Annotated in this window: 15 protein-coding genes and 2 pseudogenes; 7 read left to right on the forward strand and 10 right to left on the reverse strand. The window is 73.2% G+C overall.

What is annotated here, in order from left to right:
- Positions 1 to 32 precede the first annotated feature (32 nt).
- Positions 33 to 437 carry an FKBP-type peptidyl-prolyl cis-trans isomerase gene (locus tag KV205_RS08525; protein ID WP_265863474.1) on the forward strand — a complete coding sequence of 135 codons (405 nt, stop codon included), beginning with the start codon at positions 33 to 35 and terminating at the stop codon, positions 435 to 437.
- Positions 438 to 457: 20 nt separating this feature from the next.
- Here KV205_RS08525 and KV205_RS08530 read toward each other — a convergent pair whose 3' ends face one another.
- Both KV205_RS08530 and KV205_RS08535 read right to left on the reverse strand, forming a co-directional pair.
- The gene (locus KV205_RS08530; protein WP_265863475.1) at positions 458 to 1,339 is read right to left on the reverse strand and encodes a diacylglycerol kinase family protein; all 882 of its coding nucleotides are present in this window, start codon (positions 1,337 to 1,339) and stop codon (positions 458 to 460) included.
- Positions 1,340 to 1,415: 76 nt separating this feature from the next.
- Entirely contained in the window at positions 1,416 to 3,011 is a 1,596-nt protein-coding gene (locus KV205_RS08535; protein ID WP_265863476.1) for an FAD-binding oxidoreductase, read from the reverse strand.
- A 74-nt stretch (positions 3,012 to 3,085) separates the two neighbouring features.
- Here KV205_RS08535 and KV205_RS08540 point away from each other — a divergent pair, with 74 nt between their 5' ends.
- The 3 genes from KV205_RS08540 (at position 3,086) to KV205_RS08550 (ending at position 6,910) form a co-directional block, all read left to right on the forward strand.
- Entirely contained in the window at positions 3,086 to 3,685 is a 600-nt protein-coding gene (locus tag KV205_RS08540; RefSeq protein ID WP_265863477.1) for a TetR/AcrR family transcriptional regulator, read from the forward strand.
- On the forward strand, positions 3,682 to 5,262 hold the full coding sequence (locus KV205_RS08545) for a glycerol-3-phosphate dehydrogenase/oxidase (protein WP_265863478.1): 1,581 nt from the start codon (positions 3,682 to 3,684) through the stop codon (positions 5,260 to 5,262). The genes KV205_RS08540 and KV205_RS08545 overlap by 4 nt, the downstream gene beginning before the upstream one ends.
- 136 nt (positions 5,263 to 5,398) lie before the next feature.
- Complete coding sequence (locus KV205_RS08550; protein ID WP_265863479.1) at positions 5,399 to 6,910, forward strand: DUF4246 domain-containing protein; 1,512 nt, start codon at positions 5,399 to 5,401, stop codon at positions 6,908 to 6,910.
- 1 nt (position 6,911) lies between these two features.
- On the opposite strand, the gene KV205_RS08555 is transcribed toward KV205_RS08550, so the two are convergent.
- Both KV205_RS08555 and KV205_RS08560 read right to left on the reverse strand, forming a co-directional pair.
- Positions 6,912 to 8,084, reverse strand: a complete 1,173-nt coding sequence (locus KV205_RS08555) for an esterase-like activity of phytase family protein (protein WP_265863480.1) — start codon at positions 8,082 to 8,084, stop codon at positions 6,912 to 6,914.
- Between the two features lie 106 nt (positions 8,085 to 8,190).
- Positions 8,191 to 8,958 (reverse strand): annotated as a pseudogene (locus tag KV205_RS08560) (LacI family DNA-binding transcriptional regulator); the annotation flags it as partial.
- Between KV205_RS08560 and KV205_RS08565 the strand changes: the two are divergent.
- Positions 8,958 to 9,356 (forward strand): annotated as a pseudogene (locus KV205_RS08565) (glycosyl hydrolase 53 family protein); the annotation flags it as partial. The pseudogenes KV205_RS08560 and KV205_RS08565 overlap by 1 nt on opposite strands.
- 65 nt (positions 9,357 to 9,421) lie before the next feature.
- Here the strand turns inward: KV205_RS08565 and KV205_RS08570 are convergent.
- Positions 9,422 to 10,936 carry a multicopper oxidase family protein gene (locus KV205_RS08570; protein WP_265863481.1) on the reverse strand — a complete coding sequence of 505 codons (1,515 nt, stop codon included), beginning with the start codon at positions 10,934 to 10,936 and terminating at the stop codon, positions 9,422 to 9,424.
- Between the two features lie 76 nt (positions 10,937 to 11,012).
- Positions 11,013 to 11,423, reverse strand: coding sequence for a DUF6153 family protein (locus tag KV205_RS08575; RefSeq protein WP_265863482.1), 411 nt, complete (start codon positions 11,421 to 11,423; stop codon positions 11,013 to 11,015).
- Positions 11,424 to 11,542: 119 nt separating this feature from the next.
- Here KV205_RS08575 and KV205_RS08580 point away from each other — a divergent pair, with 119 nt between their 5' ends.
- Positions 11,543 to 13,162 carry an amidase gene (locus tag KV205_RS08580; protein ID WP_265863483.1) on the forward strand — a complete coding sequence of 540 codons (1,620 nt, stop codon included), beginning with the start codon at positions 11,543 to 11,545 and terminating at the stop codon, positions 13,160 to 13,162.
- A 107-nt stretch (positions 13,163 to 13,269) separates the two neighbouring features.
- The gene (locus KV205_RS08585) at positions 13,270 to 13,770 is read left to right on the forward strand and encodes an Hsp20/alpha crystallin family protein (protein WP_265863484.1); all 501 of its coding nucleotides are present in this window, start codon (positions 13,270 to 13,272) and stop codon (positions 13,768 to 13,770) included.
- A 116-nt stretch (positions 13,771 to 13,886) separates the two neighbouring features.
- On the opposite strand, the gene KV205_RS08590 is transcribed toward KV205_RS08585, so the two are convergent.
- The 4 genes from KV205_RS08590 to KV205_RS08605 form a co-directional block, all read right to left on the reverse strand.
- Positions 13,887 to 14,183: a DUF6213 family protein gene (locus KV205_RS08590; RefSeq protein ID WP_265863485.1), complete on the reverse strand. Its 297-nt coding sequence runs from the start codon at positions 14,181 to 14,183 to the stop codon at positions 13,887 to 13,889.
- Between the two features lie 65 nt (positions 14,184 to 14,248).
- Positions 14,249 to 15,451, reverse strand: coding sequence for a Vms1/Ankzf1 family peptidyl-tRNA hydrolase (locus KV205_RS08595; protein ID WP_265863486.1), 1,203 nt, complete (start codon positions 15,449 to 15,451; stop codon positions 14,249 to 14,251).
- An 18-nt stretch (positions 15,452 to 15,469) separates the two neighbouring features.
- Positions 15,470 to 16,027, reverse strand: coding sequence for a DUF5709 domain-containing protein (locus KV205_RS08600; RefSeq protein WP_265863487.1), 558 nt, complete (start codon positions 16,025 to 16,027; stop codon positions 15,470 to 15,472).
- Positions 16,024 to 16,206: a hypothetical protein gene (locus KV205_RS08605; protein ID WP_265863488.1), complete on the reverse strand. Its 183-nt coding sequence runs from the start codon at positions 16,204 to 16,206 to the stop codon at positions 16,024 to 16,026. Before KV205_RS08605 ends, KV205_RS08600 begins: the two co-directional genes overlap by 4 nt.
- Positions 16,207 to 16,395 lie beyond the last annotated feature (189 nt).

Here is a 16,395-nt window from a genome sequence, read left to right on the forward strand (position 1 = left end):
GGGGTACTCGCCGCCCACGAGATAATGCTGCAATGAGTGAACCGACGAAGCCCGAGGTCGCCGTTCCGGAGGGTGACGCTCCCACCGAGCTGACCGTCCGGGACCTGGTCGTCGGGGACGGGGCCGAGGTCAAGCCGGGCATGGTGGTCAGGGTGCACTATGTCGGGGTGACCTTCGAGTCCGGGAAGGAGTTCGACGCCTCCTGGGACCGCGGCGAGCCGTTCAAGTTCGCGCTCGGCGCCGGCCGGGTGATCAAGGGCTGGGACCGCGGGGTGCGGGGCATGAGGCTCGGCGGCCGGCGCGAGATCATCGTCCCCCCGCGTCTCGGTTACGGGGATCAGTCGCCCACGCCGGCGATCCCGGCCGGCTCGACGCTGGTCTTCGTGGTGGACCTGGTCGACGTGTACTCCCGCACCACCGGGTGGAGCAAGCCCTAGAGAGTCCCTGGAGAGCGCGGTCAGGCCAGTACGCGAAGGGCCGCGGGCATCGCCCTGAGGGTGACCGGCAGGGTCGCGTCGACCTCGCCGTCCGCGCCGTACGGGAGGGGGCGGTCGGCTTCGATGCGGATCTCCTTGCCGCGCAGGATCTCGATCTGCGGACGCTTCACGTGCGCGCCCGTCTTCAGCTCGTTCATCATGGCGAAGAAGAGACGTTTGGGCGCCTCCTTGATCACCACGACGTCCAGGAGGCCGTCGTCGACCCGCGCGCCCGGTGCGACGTTCCGCCCGAATCCGTAGAAGCCGGAGTTGGCCGCGACGACGGTGTAGCCGGTGCGCTCGTGCCGGACGCCGTCGATCGTGATGCGGTACGCGGCGGGCTTCCAGGCGAGGACCGCCCGGAGGCCGCCGGCGTAGTAGGAGGCCGCGCCGCGCAGCAGCCGGGAGGCGTTGGCGTGGCGGTTGGCCACCGCGTCGACGCCCGCGTACACGCTGCCGAGGACGCAGATCCCGTGGTGCCGGGCGGACTCCACCCGGATGGTGTCGACGGCCCGCGGTACGGCGTCGAGCAGCACCTTCGCGAGGCCCGGGGCGTCGGTGGGAAGCCCCAGGGCGCGCGCGAAGTCGTTGCCGCGGCCCGCGGGGACCAGGCCGAAGACGGTGTCCGTGCCGCTGAGCGCGCCGCCGACGGTGCCGGCCATGCCGTCGCCGCCGACGGCCAGCACGATGTGGCCCTTCCCTCCGGCGTCCCGGGCGAGTTCCTGGGCGTGTTCCAGGCTGCGGCTGTAGACGGTGTCGAGCCGCGCGCCCGCCTCCCGCAGCAGCCGGGCCAGCGGGAGCAGGCTCGCCGTGCCGCTGGAGCCCCCGGCGGTGGGGTTGACGACGGCGGTGAACTGTCGCATGGATCTGGCCTCCGGGCGGCAGAAGGAGAGGTGGGGAGGGAAGGGTTCGGGAGGGAAGGGTTCGGACGGAGCGGGATCAGCGGACCGGGATCAGGACCCCGGGGCTCAGCACGCCGGACGGGTCGACCTCGGCCTTGACCGCCTGGAGCATACGGATGCCGAGGGGGCCGACCTCGCGGGCGTACCAGTCGCGGTGGTCGGTGCCGACGCCGTGGTGGTGGCTGATGGTGCCGCCCGCCGCCAGGATCGCGTCGTTCGCCGCCCGCTTCACCGGCGCCCAGTGCGCGACGGCGTCCTCGCCCTGCGCGGAGACGACGGTGAAGTACAGCGAGGCGCCGTTCTCGTACGTGTGCGAGATGTGGCACATGACGAGCGGCGGGGTCCCGGCCTCGGTGAGGGTGCTGGTCAGCGCCTCCCGTACGGCCGTGTACAGGCCGGGGATCGCGGACCAGAAGGCGGCCGTCTCCAGCGTCTCGGCGAACGCGCCGGCGTCGAGCAGCGCGTCGCGCAGGTAGGGCGCGTTGTAGCGGCCGTGCTCCCACTTGTCGCCGGGCTCCTCGCCGATGAACTCGCCGTCGCAGGCGAGGAGGACCGCACGGGCGGCGGCGCGGCGGGCGGCCGTGTCTGCCTCGGTGCCCTCGAAGCCGACGATGGCCATGCAGCCGGGGTTCTCCGGGAGTGCGGCGCTGCCGATGGCGTCCGGCTGTGCGAGGCCGATGAAGGTCTCGGACTCGTCCGACAGGCGCAGCACCGTGGGGCGCGGGCCGTCCTGGGCGAGGCGGCGCAGCGCCGCCGTGCCAGCCTCGAAGGAGGCGAAGCGCCAGCCTTCGTAGATCCGCTTCGGCGGCAGCGGCCGGATGCGTACGGTCACCGAGGTGATCACTCCGAGGGCGCCTTCGGAGCCGAGGATCAGCTGGCGCAGGTCGGGGCCGGCGGCGGAGCGGGGGGCGCGGCCGGTCGACAGGGTGCCCTCGGGGGTGGCGACTGTCAGGCCGAGGACCATCTCGTCGAAGCGGCCGTAGCCGGCCGAGGCCTGGCCGCTGGAGCGGGCCGCGGCGAAGCCGCCGACGGTCGCCCATTCGAAGGACTGCGGGAAGTGGCCGAGCGTCCAGCCCTGCTCGTTGAGCAGCGCCTCGGCCTGCGGGCCGCGCAGGCCGGGCTGCAGGGTGGCGGTGCGCGACACCTCGTCGACGGCGAGCAGCTGGTCGAGGCGCCGCAGGTCGAGCGCGACGAAGGGCCGCTTCGTGGTGGGCGCGAGGCCGCCGACGACGGAGGTGCCGCCGCCGAACGGGACGGCGGACAGGCCGTGGTCCGCGCACGCCCGCAGGACGGCGAGGACCTCGTCGTGGCTGCCGGGGAGCACGACGGCGGCGGGGATGTCGTCGACCTCTCCGGCGCGGATGCGCAGCAGGTCGGGGGTCGACTTGCCGCGGGTGTGCCGGATGCGGCTCTCCGCGTCGTCCCGCAGGCCGTCGGGTGCGGCGACGGCGGCGCGCAGTGCTCCCCTCGCCTCGCCGGTCAGTGCCGGGGCGGGGACGTCGATGTCGGCGAGGTCGGCGGGGCCGCTCTCGCGCGGCGTGACGCCGAGCAGGTCCCGCAGCAGGCCGGTCACCGAGTCGGGCAGGGGCGCCGCCTTGGCCGGGTCGCCCCAGCCGCTCCACAACATGTCCACTTCGAGAGGTTCCTCACGGTCTGTTTCACGGACGGCGCTGCCGCTCGGCCCGCACTGGCATTACACTGTGACAGATGACGCCCATTCGTCACAACCATGCGGACGCGGATCCCGTACTCGACGCGGCACGGGACTGCGTGCTCGCCGTCGGCGTACGACGGACCACCCTCACCGATGTCGCCCGGCGGGCCGGCGTGTCCCGGATGACGCTGTACCGGCGCTGGCCCGACGTGCGGACCCTCGTCGGCGACCTGATGACCCGTGAGTGGATCGCGGTCGCCGCCGGCGCCATGCCGCCCTCCGACGACGACCGGCCCGAACGGGCCCGGATCGTCGAGGGGTTGGTGGCCGGAGTCGCCGCGTTCCGGTCCCATCCGCTGTTCCGGAAGATCCTCGACGTCGACCCCGAGCTGCTGCTGCCGTACGTCCTCGACCGGCGCGGCGCCAGCCAGGACGCCCTGCTCGGGCTGCTCCTCACCGCGTTGGAGGAAGGACACGAGGACGGTTCCGTACGCCGCGCCCACCCCGACCTGCAGGCCCGGTCCCTGCTGCTCGTCGTCCAGTCCTTCACGCTCTCGCTGCGCACCATAGCCGACGAGAACGATCCCGAACTGAGCGAAGCCGCCTTCCTCGAAGAGCTGCGCACCCTCCTTGAGAGGACCCTCACGCCATGAACTCCGTGAACCCCACGAGCGGCACCGCCCTGCCCGGCTCCTCCCTCAACGCCGAGCGGCGGCGGCGCGAACTGGACCGGCTCGCCGACGGCGAGACGGTCGACGTGCTCGTCGTCGGGCTCGGCGCCACCGGAGCCGGAGTCGCCCTCGACGCCGCCACCCGCGGACTGAGCGTCGCCGCGATCGACGCCCACGACCTCGCGTTCGGCACCTCCCGCTGGAGCTCCAAGCTCATCCACGGCGGACTGCGCTACCTCGCGTCCGGGCAGCTCGACGTCGCCCACGAGAGCGCCGTCGAGCGCGGCATCCTGATGGAACGCACCGCCCCCCACCTGGTCCGCGCCCAGCCCTTCGTGCTCCCCCTCACCCCGCTCGTCAGCCGCGGCCAGGCCGCCCTCGCCCGCGCCGGATTCGCCGCGGGCGACCTGCTGCGGGTCGGCGCCCGCACCTCGCGCCGCACGCTGCCGCAGCCGCGCACGCTGTCCGCCGTCGAGACCCGCCACCTCGCCCCCGCCCTGCGCCCCGTCGGGCTCCGCGGCGGCCTGCTCTCCTGGGACGGCAAGCTCTCCGACGACGCCCGCCTGGTCACCGCGATCGCCCGCACCGCGGCCGCGTACGGTGCCCGCGTCCTCACCCGCGCCCGGGCCCTGGAACTCCACGGCGACGGCGCGCTGGTGCGCGACGAGACCACCGGCCAGGAGCTGCGCGTCCGCGCCCGTACGGTCGTCAACGCGGCCGGGGTCTGGGCGGGCGGCCTCATCGACGACGTACGACTGCGGCCCTCGCGCGGCACCCATCTCGTCCTGCGCTCCGAGACCCTCGGCCGGCTCTCCGCCGGACTGCACATCCCGATCCCCGGCGAGACGAACCGCTTCGTCCTGGTCCTGCCCCAGGGCGACGGGCGGGTGTACGTCGGTCTCACCGACGAGCCCGTCGACGGCGACATCCCCGACGTGCCGGAGGTCCCCGAGACGGACATCGGCTTCCTGCTCGACGTGCTCGGCTCCGCCCTCGACGTCACGGTCCACCGCTCCGACGTGGTCGGGGCCTTCGCGGGACTGCGGCCGCTGCTCGACACCCGGGACGCGGAGGGCCGCACCGCCGACATCTCGCGCAAGCACGCCGTGCTGACGTCGCCCGACGGCATCGTCACCGTCGTCGGCGGCAAACTGACCACCTATCGCCGCATGGCCCAGGACGCCGTCGACGCGGCCGTCGCCGTCCGCGGCCTGACCGCCGGCGCCTGCCGCACCGCGTCCGTCCCGCTCGTCGGCGCGGCCCGCCCGCAGGCCCTCGCCGGTCTCGACGTCCCGCCCCGCCTGGTCCAGCGCTACGGCTCCGAGGCCCCGGCCGTCCACGCCCTCGGCCTCGAAGACCCGGCCCTGGCCGCGCCCGTCGTCCCCGGCCACCCGGTCACGGGCGCCGAACTGGTGTGGGCGGTCCGCCACGAAGGCGCCCTCGACACCGCCGACCTCCTCGACCGGCGCACCCGCATCGGCGTGGTCCCGGAAGACCGCGCCCTCGCCGAAGCAGCGGCCCGGGACGCCCTCGCCCGTACGGCGGCGCAGTCGCGGTGAACGGACGCGGTGCCTCTGCCCGGCATCGGGGCGGGGGCACCGTCGTCCGCCCGGCGCAGGGGTCACGGCGGGGGCGGTGTCAGTCCGCTCACGTATCCTTCCGGCCACCGCACACCGACTCGGAGGATCAAGAGCGTTGACCGGCCTGACCGCTTTCCCGCTGCCCTTTCACGCGTCCCGTTCCACAGCGTTCGCGACGCCCCGGACGCTGCGGGAACTTCAGATGATGGAATGCAGCGCACACATACGGGCGAAGCCCGGCTGGTTCGACAAGATGAACGACGCCGGCATCGTCGCCAGGTGGACGCGGGAGGCGGTCGCCCAGGGCCTCACCGAGGCGCAGGTTCGTTACGTGCTCGACGAACTCGCGCACTACGCGGCGCTCCGGGACGGGCGCAGCGGCATCGAGGTGTCCGCCGTCGACGGGGTGTGGCAGTCGGACGGACTGGTCGACGACAAGCTCAGGGCCCGGCTGCGCGAGGCGGTGCGGGTGCTTGAGGAGGTGCCCGAGGCGGAGCGGGACTGGCATCCCGGATCCGGGAACCAGGTCCTTGATCTGGTGCATCCCTCGCTGTTCTGTCTGGTCAAGGGGGTGAGCGGCGAGCCGGAGCGGGCGTGGGAGAACCCGACGAACCGCTACTCCAAGTACGAGTTCTCGGAGCAGTTCCAGTGGCTGCCGACGGACGTCGACGTCCACGAGGACGGCGGGGTCGCCTTCCGTTCGTACGTGAACAACGTGCACCCCGAGGCCCATCACGAACTGGCCGCCGTCCTGCCGGACCTGTTCGCGTGCGTGCGCCCGCTGTTCGAGAACGTGCTCACCGATCTGCGGCATCCGCGGCCGGTGCGGATCAAGGCCGATCCGTTCGGGTGGTACGGGGACTCGGAGCCGGAGTATCCGGACCGGGCCTCCTTCAGCGACAACGACGCCTACGCGGAGGCCCGGAGCGCCTGGGACGAGGCGATGGACGCCTGGTGGGAGAACCGCAGCCCGATCGTGCCGGACGCCCCGGCCTTCACCCCGCCCGAGGTGCCCGAGGGCTCCGCCCGGGTCGATCTGCGTGGCCGCCGCCTTCAGGTCATCGTCAAGCTCGCCACGATTCATCTCACCCCGGACCGGCCGGAGTACGCCGGCGGTTCCTGGCATGTCGAGGGGATGCTGAACGAGCGGATCGTGTCGACCGGGATCTACTACTGGGACAGCGAGAACATCACCGAGAGCCGGCTGAGTTTCCGGGCCGCGCTCGACGACCCGCACTACGAGCAGAACGACGACGACGGCCTGCGCGAGGTCTACGGCCTGGAGGACGAGGACGCGCTGAACCAGCTGCTCGGGTCGGCGGCGACCCCGGAGGGCCGCTGCCTCGCGTTCCCGAACGTGCTGCAGCACCGCGTCGGCTCGTTCCGCCTCGCGGACCCGACCCGTCCGGGACATCGCAAGATTCTCGCGTTCTTCCTGGTCGACCCGTCGGAACGGATCGTCTCGACCTCCGACGTGCCGCCGCAGCAGCCCTGGTCCGAGACCTCGACCATGACGCTCGATCAGGCCAAGGAGTACCGCGAACAGCTCATGCGGGAGCGCAAGTTCTTCGTGGACGAGCACAACGAGCAGCTCTTCGAGCGGGCGTTCTCACTCTGCGAGCACTAGGTCAGCGGATGGCCAGGGCGACGATCTGCGTCACCGCGTCGTCCACGAAGTTGTCGTCGCTCACCAGGATCAGCGACCGCTCGCCGGACGGCAGGACCGGGCCCCAGGTCATGCCCTCGGTGTTGTCGACGGTGGACAGGCCCAGGGTGTCGAAGTCCGCGACGAGCGTCTTGCGCATCGGCACCACGCTCTCCCCGTCCGGTCCGGCCAGGGAGTCCGTCGACCGCACGTCGGTCGCCCCGCGGGTGGTGGCATCGAAGACACGGATCTTGTAGCCCGCGCCGGCGACCCAGGTGCGTTCGAGCACGAGGTAGCGGTCGGGGTCGTCGGGGAAGGCGAGGATCGAGGGGACGCCGGTGTCCGGGCCCCACGGGCTGTTCGGGTCGTTCACGGCGAAGATCTTCTCGACGGGGTACGCGAACTGCGCGAGCACCCGGCCGGTACGCGTCTGCTGCGTGACCCGGACGAGCGCGCCGTGCTCGGTGTCGGGCAACGGGCCGTCCTCAAGGAGCGGGCCCTCGACCGCGCTGGTCAGCACCCGGCCCCGGTCACCGAAGGTGATCGCCTCGATCGACTGGTTCCGGCGCGGTCCGCGCTCGTCGGTGATCGCGTAGTTCGACGGCAGTCGCAGGCTGCCGAGGTAGGCGCCGGTGGGCGAGGCGGACTGGATGGACGGCTGGATCACGGGGGCCCCGGCCGCCGACGGCCGGTCGCCCTCCTGCGCCCACCAGTAGTCGCAGCGGCGCGGGTCGACCCGGATCTCCTCCGGGTCGACGGCCTTGCCGTCCCCGAGGGACGGGGACGGATAGACCGAGCCGTCCGGCTGGAGGAACGGGTGGGTGCCGGTGAAGTCGACGGAGTGCACGCCGTCGGCGTCCACGTCCAGCCTGGCGGTGTAGAAGCGGGCGGGCTGGAGGGCCGAGCGGTCGTCGCTGATGAACACGTACTCGCCGGTGCAGCGGTCGCGGTCGACGCCGGAGAGGCCGCCGACCGTCGTGCCCTGGACGTCCAGCTTGTACGGGACGATCTTCTCGCCGAGCAGGCGGGCCTGCGCCGCACGCTCCACCGGCCGGGCGGGATCGGCGGGTCGAGCGGCGGCGACCGCCGCGGGGGTGAGCGTGGAGGACAGAAGCAGGGCTGCGGCGCACGCACGGCGCGTCAGGGAGGCTCGCATGCCGACGATCTTGGCCCGGAGCGGCCCTGATCCGCAGTCACCCAGACGGGTACTGCTGCCGGTGTCCGCTCACACCACCCGTTCACCCCACCCGTCTGGCGCCCCGTCAGGCCGAATCCCGCCGTACCAGTTCCGTCGGGAGGATCACCGTGACCGGGTCCTCCCCCGCTATGCGGGCGAGGAGGGTGCGGACCATCTCCGCGCTGATGCGGTCCCAGGGCTGGCGGAGGGTGGTGAGCGAGGGACGGGAGGCCAGCGCGGCCGGGGAGTCGTCGAAGCCGCCGACCGCGATGTCCTCGGGGACGCGGCGGCCGGCCCGGTCGAGGGTGTCCAGGACGCCGAGGGCCATCAGGTCGGAGGCGACGAAGACGGCGTCGAGGTCCGGGGCCCGGTCGAGGAGCAGCCGGGCGGCCGCCTCGCCGCCCCGGCGGCTGTAGTCGCCGGTGGCGACGAGGTCCTCGTCGTACGGGAGTCCGCACTCGGCGAGGGTCTCGCGGTAGCCGGCGAGGCGTTCGACGCCGCCGGGGGTGTCGAGCGGGCCGGTGACGGTGGCGATGCGGCGGCGGCCGGTCGCGTGGAGGTGGCGCACCATGTCCTGGGCGCCGCCGCGGTCGTCGGCGGCGACGTAGCCGATCCTGGCGGTCTGGCCGAGCGGTTTGCCGCAGGCGACGACGGGGACGCCGGCCGCGTGGAGCCGGTCGACGACCGGGTCGCCGGAGTGGCTGGAGACGAGCAGGACGCCGTCGACGTGACCGGCCTCGATGTAGCGGAGGTTGCGCCGGCGTTCGTCCTCGGTACCGGCGATCATCAGCAGGAGCGGGATGTCCTGCGCGGCAAGCGCCTGGGTGCAGCCGCGGAGCAGGACGTTGAAGCTACTGGCACGGCCCGTTGTCCTCGCTCCAGGCCAACCTGGACGACGTCTCCGCCCGGTACGGCAAGAAGGTGATGGTCGTGGAGACGGCCTATCCGTTCCGCCTGGACAGCGAGGACGGCCACGAGAACATCATCGACACGACCGCCGAGCTCGTCTCCGGCTACCCGGCGGGCGCAGCGGGCCAGTCGGCGTGGCTGCGGGACGTCATGAGCGTGGTCGAGGCGGTCCCGGGCGGCCGCGGCCTCGGCGTCGTCCACTGGGAGCCGACGTGGACGGCGGTCGCCGGGAACGGCTGGGACCCGGCCGACCCCGCGTCCGGCAACGGCTGGGAGAACCAGGCGCTGTTCGACTACGCCGACCGGCTCCTTCCGGCGGCGGGCCGGCTCGCCCACCGCTGACGGGCCTCCCGCGGGGCCGGTGCCGCCGCTCTTCGGCGGCGGCACCGCCCGGGAGCCGAGCGCTGCTACTTCACATAGCCGAGGACGGTCATCATCCCGGACTCGGCGTGGTAGACGTTGTGGCAGTGGACCATCCACAGGCCCGGGTTGTCGGCGTCGAAGTCGACTTCGAGGCGCTGCCCCGGCAGCACGATCGAGGTGTCCTTGCGCGCGCCGCCGTCGGCGAGTGCGTAGGTGTGGCCGTGCAGGTGCAGGGGGTGCCACATCGTGGTGCGGTTCACGAAGGCCAGCCGGACACGCTCGCCCGAGCGGACGGGGTGGCGCTGGGCGGGGTCGTACGTCGTGCCGTTGATGGCCCAGTCGTATTGCGTCATCGAGCCGGTGAGCCTGAACTCGATGGTGCGGTCGGGCCGGCGCGCCTCCAGGCGGACGGACTCCGCGGCCTTGAGCCGGCCGCCGTGCACGACCTCGCCGTCGAGCTCCTTCGGGCGTACGGAGGCGGTGGGCGCGGCTCCGCCGGCGGTGCGCAGAACAGCGAGGGCGGTGCGGCGCTTGCCTTCGGCGAGTGCGGTCAGCGGGAAGGCACCGCTGCCGACGGTGACGAGGGCGTCGACACGCTCGCCCATCCCGAGCAGCAGCGCGTCCGTCTGCGCGTGCCGGACCGGGAAGCCGTCGGTGTGGGTGACCGTGAGCCTGTGGCCGCCGAGCGCGATCCGGAAGGCGGTGTCGCCGCCGGCGTTGATGATCCGCAGCCGGATGCGGTCGCCGGGCTTCGCGGTGAAGGTCTGCGGGTTCTGCGGCGTACGGCCGTTGATCAGGTAGTGCGGGTATCCGACGTCTCCGGCGTCGCCGCCGAGGAGCTCGCTGGTCGCGCCCATGAGCATGCGGGAGGGGCCGCCTGATCCGCTCGCGCCCATGGCGCCGTGGTCCATGCCGCCCATGCCCTTGCCGAGCTCGGCGAGGACGGCGTCGGGGGTGGAGCCGTCGACGCCGTCGACCCAGTCGTCGAGGACGATCACCCACTCCTTGTCGTACGCCAGGGGCTCCCTGGGGTCTTCGACGATCAGCGGCGCGTACAGGCCGCGGTCCTGCTGGACGCCGGAGTGCGGGTGGAACCAGTACGTGCCGGGGTGGGTGACGGCGAAGCGGTACGTGAAGGAGCCGCCGGGCCTGATGTCGCGCTGGGTGAGGCCGGGCACGCCGTCCATGTCGTTGCGCAGCGCGAGTCCGTGCCAGTGGATGCTCGTGGCCCGGGGCAGGTGGTTGGCCAGGGTGGGCGCGAGGGTGTCGCCCGCGGTGACCCGCACCACCTTGCCGGGGAGCTGGTCCCCGTACGCCCAGGTGCGGACCGTGCGTCCGCCGCCGAGGTCGATCGGGGTCTCGACGGCGGTCAGCCGCACCTTGCGCTCGGGGCCGGGCTTGCGGAGTGCTTCGGCCGCCCCGATCTCCTTGCTGTCGGGGGTGAGGTAGTCGGGGGCGGGCTGCGTGGCGGAGCCGCCGGTGGAACAGGCGGTGAGGAGGCCGGCGCCGGCGGCGGCGAGTCCGGCGCCGAGGACGGTACGGCGGGTGGGTCGGGACATGTTCGTGGAACCTCTTGACGTGGTCGTGGCATGCAGAAGACGGCGTTCCGCTCGTGGCGAGGAGCGGCGGCGCGTGCTATCTGCGCGACAACGACAGGAGCGTCAGCAGCGACCCGGGCGGGGCAGGTGGCGGGATCGCGCGGAGCGCGTACGCGAGCCGGGTCGAGGGCGGCGGCACGTCGAGGGTGAACGGGCGCCTCCGGGCGGCCCCCTTCAGGAGCAGGGCCCCGATGCCGGCGCCGAGCACGGCGAGGCAGACGGCGGCGGCCTCGGCCCCGTGGGCGGGTGCGGGGTGCGTCGAGTGAGACGACGGGGCGACACTGCTCGACCGCTCCGCCGTCATGTGCGTGGCGTGCTGCTCGGCAGGGCCGGGGCCGGAATGTTCGCCGGGGTGGCCGAGGGCGTGCATCAGCACGACGCCGAAGAGCAGCGCGACGGCGAGCAGACAACGGCCCACCCATGGCGCGGTGCTCCGGCGTGCTGTCACTTCGATCTCCGTCCTCGACCCACCGGATTATACGGGGTAGGGGTATATCCAGGCGCACCAGCTGATTCCGGCGCAGAAGTCTCTTGTGCCCCCGGCCCGCCTCCACTGGGCTGTCCCCCATGAAGAGGAAGAGAAGCGTTGCGGCGGTGACCGCGGCTCTGACCGTGGCGCCCCTTCTGATGGCGGGTGCGCCGGGGCAGCGGGCGGCGGCCGCCGAGGCCGGTGCCGGTGGTGCCCCGTCCGGCGTCGCGTCGGCGACCCTGCGCGGGGTGGACCTGGACACGGTGACCATCCCCGAGTTGCAGGCCCGCATGAAGCGCGGGTCCCTGACCTCGGCGGAGCTGACCCGGGCGTACCTGCGCCGGATCGAGACGGTCGACCCGAAGATCAACGCGGTGCTCCGGACCAGCCCCACCGCCCTGGACCAGGCGCGCGCCAGTGATGTCAGGCATCGCCTCGGGAAGGTCCGCGGCCCGCTCGACGGCATCCCCGTCCTGCTCAAGGACAATGTGAACACCCGCGACATGCCGACGACGGCCGGGTCGCTGGCACTGGCCGGAAGCCCGCCGGTCCGGGACGCGGAGCTGGTGACGAGGCTGCGTGCGGCGGGAGCCGTGATCCTGGGCAAGGCCAATCTGTCCGAGTGGGCCAACTTCCGTGCGGCCAAGCCGACGTCGGGCTGGTCGGCGGTGGGCGGGCAGACCCGCAACCCGTACGTCCTCGACCGCAATCCCTGCGGATCGTCCGCCGGTTCGGCCGCCGCGCTCGCCGCCTCGCTGGCGCAGGTGGCGATCGGCACCGAGACGGACGGCTCCATCGTGTGTCCGGCCGGGATGAACGGGATCGTCGGCCACAAGCCCAGCCTCGGCCTGGTCAGCCGGTCCGGCGTCGTCCCGATCTCCGCCGAGCAGGACACGGCCGGCCCCATGGCACGCAATGTCGTCGACACGGCGATCACCCTGTCGGTGCTCAGCGGCGGCCATGACGCCGGGACCGCAGAGGCCGTGGACGCGGCCGCGGGTCCGGGTGGTCTGCGCGGCAAGCGGATCGGCCTCTGGCGGCTCCCCTCGCTCGGCGCCGACGTGGACGCCCTGATGACCCGGACCGCGGCCCGGCTGCGGGCCGCCGGGGCGCAGGTCGTCGAGGTGACGCCGCCGTACCAGGCCCGGCTGGCCGAGCTGGAGTTCCCGGCCCTGCTGAGCGAGTTCCACCGGGACATCGACGCCTACCTCGCCACCCGCAACGGGCCGCGCGACCTCGCCGCGCTGATCGAGTTCAACCGCGCGCACCCGGCCGAGCGGACCTGTTTCGCCGGTCAGGAACTCTTCGAGCAGGCGCTGGCCGCGCCGCCGGTCACGGACCCGGGCTATCAGGCCATGCGCGCCGAGCTGAAGGATCTGTCCCGGCGGTCCATCGACGAGACGATGGCCGCCCATGACCTGGACGCCATCGCCTCCCCGGCGAACCCGCCCGCCTGGACGACCGACTGCGCCCGGGGCGACAACGACGTGATCCCCTCCTCCACCCCGGCCGCCGTGTCCGGCTACCCCTCGCTGTCCGTGCCCGCCGGGTTCGTCGGCGAGTTGCCGGTCGGCCTGCTCCTGATGGCCGGCGACCACCAGGACGCGGCGCTGCTGTCGCTGGGTGCGGCGGTGGAGCAGCGCCTGGACACGTGGCGCGCGCCCCGGTACCTGCCGTCGGTGACGTCCGGCACCAACGGCTCCGGCACCACCGGCTAGGCGGCGGGTCGCAGGGGGCGGCCGGCCGCATGGCTGGGCGGGGCGCGGGCAGTCGCCGAACGGAAGAGTGTGCGCGGCGCGCGCGCAGCAGATCGAGGGAAGTGGAGATGGCCATGAACTTCCCGGTTCGACGCGGCACCGGCGGCGGACTCATGCCTCGCCCCGTCTGGGGCACGTGGGATCCCTGGCGGGACTTCGAGGACATGTGGAGCCAGATGGGCCGATACCTGGAGCAGGCCGCAGGGCCCGGCATGACGATGGCCGAGCGAGGCGGCTGGACGCCGACCGCCGAGATGAACGAGACCGACGACGCCTACGTCATCAAGGCCGAGATGCCCGGCATTCCCCGTGACGACATCGACGTGGAGCTCAAGGGGAACGAGCTGTGCATCACCGGCGAGATGGACGAGAAGTCCGAAGGCAAGATGCTCACCCGGCGCAAGGGCTCCTTCTCCTACCGGGCGAGTCTCCCGGGCAGCATCGACAGTGAGCACGTCGAGGCCGACCTCGACGAGGGCATCCTGACCGTACGGGTGCCCAAGTCCGAGGCGGCTCGGCCGTACAAGATCCGTGTCACGGGCAACGGCGGTGAGAGCAAGGCCGCGTAAGCACGTGCGGCACTGATCCCGGACAACAGATCCCCGGACGATCCCGGACAACAGATCCCCGGACGCCGGTGGGCCCCCTCGCGAGGGGGCCCACCGGCGTCCGGGATCCGGCGTGGTCAGTCCTCGGCGTCTCCCTCCGCGCCTTCCGCGTCTTCCGCGTCGTCTTCTTCCACGGCCTTGGGTTCCACGTCCTTGGGCGGCAGCAGCGCGATGCACTCGGCGTCGATCTGGTCGGCCACCTCCATGAGCCCGTTCGCGAGGGTGAGGACGGTGGCCGGATCGTAGTCCGTCTCTCCCCGGTCCGTGGCCTGCAGCCAGACGGCCGCGACGTGCCGCAGCAGCGCGGTCATCTGGTCCGCCCGGACGAGAAGATGCCCGCCCGAGAGGAGGAGGAAGGGGGACGAGGCCGTCATGACGCCTCCAGGACGAGTGGGCGGATGGACGGATGGGCTATGGAACGGATCGGCGGCGGGACGGATCAGCGGTCGGCCGTCGCCTCCGGCTCGCTGCGCGGCCAGCGCAGGATCGCTCCGATGCCTCCGGCGGGGCCGCCGTCCGAGCGGTCGCCCGGCACCATGACCGCCTCGGCGCCGGTCGTGGTCGCGCACAGCACCAGGGCGTCGTCGGCCCGGACCGGACGCGGCTGGGCGGTGCCCGGCGCGGCGGCGGCCTCGGTACGCCGTACGGCCAGCTGGTCCGGTTCGTCGCCGAGCCAGACCTCCCGGCCGGTGTCCGCGCCCGCCAGGTTGATCAGCAGGGCGTCGACCCGGTGCTGCCGGGCGGCGTCGGTCACCGCGGGGACGCCCTCGACCGAGGTGACGTGCCGGCCGCTGTCGTCCCGGCCGGCGCGGAAGCGGTCGAGCACGGCCTCGGTGTGCCGAGCCGCGATCTCCAGACGCGCGGCTTCCACATCGGCCGCGAGCAGGGCCGTTTCGGCGCCCGCGGCGCGCCCGCCGTGGCCGCTGATCATGGTGATCTCCCGCAGTTCCTCGGGCAACTGCTCGCGTACGGCGTGGCATTCGCGCGCGCCGCCGGCGAGCATGATCAGCTGCGCGCCGGACTCGCGGCAGACGCCGGCCAGTTCGCGGGCGGTCAGTGCCGCGTTCTCCTGCCAGGTGTTCTCGACGGCGGCCTCGAAGTGGATGGCCGACCAGTCCCCGGAGGCGGCGCTGTGCAGGGGCCAGTCGCGGCCGTCGACCGAGCCCTGCCGCTCACCCGCGTCGGCGTCCGCGCCCGCGTCCTTGCCCGTGCGGGCGGCCGTGCCGGCACCCGTACCGGTGCCGTACGTACGGTAGTCGGCTCCGCTCCGGTCGACGCGCGCGACGAGGCAGACGGGTTCCCGGCGGGCGGGGTCGAGGAGTGGTGTGACGCGGGGCAGTTCCGCCCAGAGGGCGGACGGTACGCCGGGCGCCCGGTCGAGGTGGCAGGTGACCGCGACGCGGCCGTCGGCGGCGAAGAGCGCGAGTCCCCGCTGCCCGGCCTCGGGACCGGCACGGTCCAGCTCCTCGCGCACCGCGCCGACGGTCCGCTCGTCCGCGCCCTGCTCCTCCAGGGACCGGCACAGCTCGCGCCACACGAGCTCACGGCGCTCCGCCGACGCCTCGTCGGGCGGCCCGGTCGTTGCGTACACGGACGCCCAGGGCCCTTCACGGGTCACGGGTTCCAGGAAGTCGAGCTTCACCCTCATCACCTCAGTGCCTCAGTCCGCTGGTGGTGGCAGCGGCCGGTCCGCGCCGCCGTCGACCGCCGTCTCCCGGTGCATCGCCGCCTCCTCGGCGGCCGCCGCCCCGTCGTCGGGCCCGACGTCGCGTGCGGCGACCCGGCCCGGCACGGACGGGTCGGCCGGGACGATGCGCCCGGCACGGACGGCACCGGATTCGGCGTCGAGCGGCTCGCCCTCCCCGCCGGGCACGTCACCGATGCCGTTGGCGTCGTCGGGTGTCACGTCCGGCTGCTCTTCCGCGAGCCGCTCGTCGAGGGACGCGCCCGCCCGCTGTTCGCCGGCGGTCGTACCGCTGCGGGTGACCGCGACCGGCCGGTCGGGCGGCGAGTAGCCCGGCTCTTCGGGCGCCTCGGTGGGTTCGACCCCTAGTGCGTTCTCCGGGTCGAACGGGTCGCTGGGCCGGTTGGAGGCGTCCGAGCCGGCCGGCTGGTACACATCGTCACCGCGCGGGCCCGTTCTTGTGGTGTGGGCCTCCGCCGGGGCTTCCGCCGGGGGCTCCGCATGATCCTTCGCGGAGTTCTGCGACGCGGTCATGGCTCTTCCTCGTCCTTCTCCTTCTCCGTGTAGGGCGGGGGCTCCACCATGGGTTCCGGCTCGCGCCAGTCCTCGGTCCGCGTCGGGTGTCCGGCGCGCATCTGGCCCTCGATCTCCTTCTTGCGTGCGTCGTCCAGGCGCGGCCCGGACTTGCTGCTGCCGCGTTGTGGCGTGGTCATCTCGGTCTCCGGTGCTCGGTCGATCTCGGTGCGCTCGGCGCCCGCGGCGCCGCAGTGCCTTCCGTGACCGCGACTACCCGAACGGTGCCGATGAAATCGGCCCGTAGGCGGGGTCGAACCCGAGGGCGCGCAGGACCCCTTTCGGCCCCGGATATCCCGGGGCGGATGCGTACACGCCGTCGGACGGGG

The sequence above is a fragment of the Streptomyces sp. SKN60 genome, from assembly GCF_026236535.1.
Classification (GTDB): domain Bacteria; phylum Actinomycetota; class Actinomycetes; order Streptomycetales; family Streptomycetaceae; genus Streptomyces.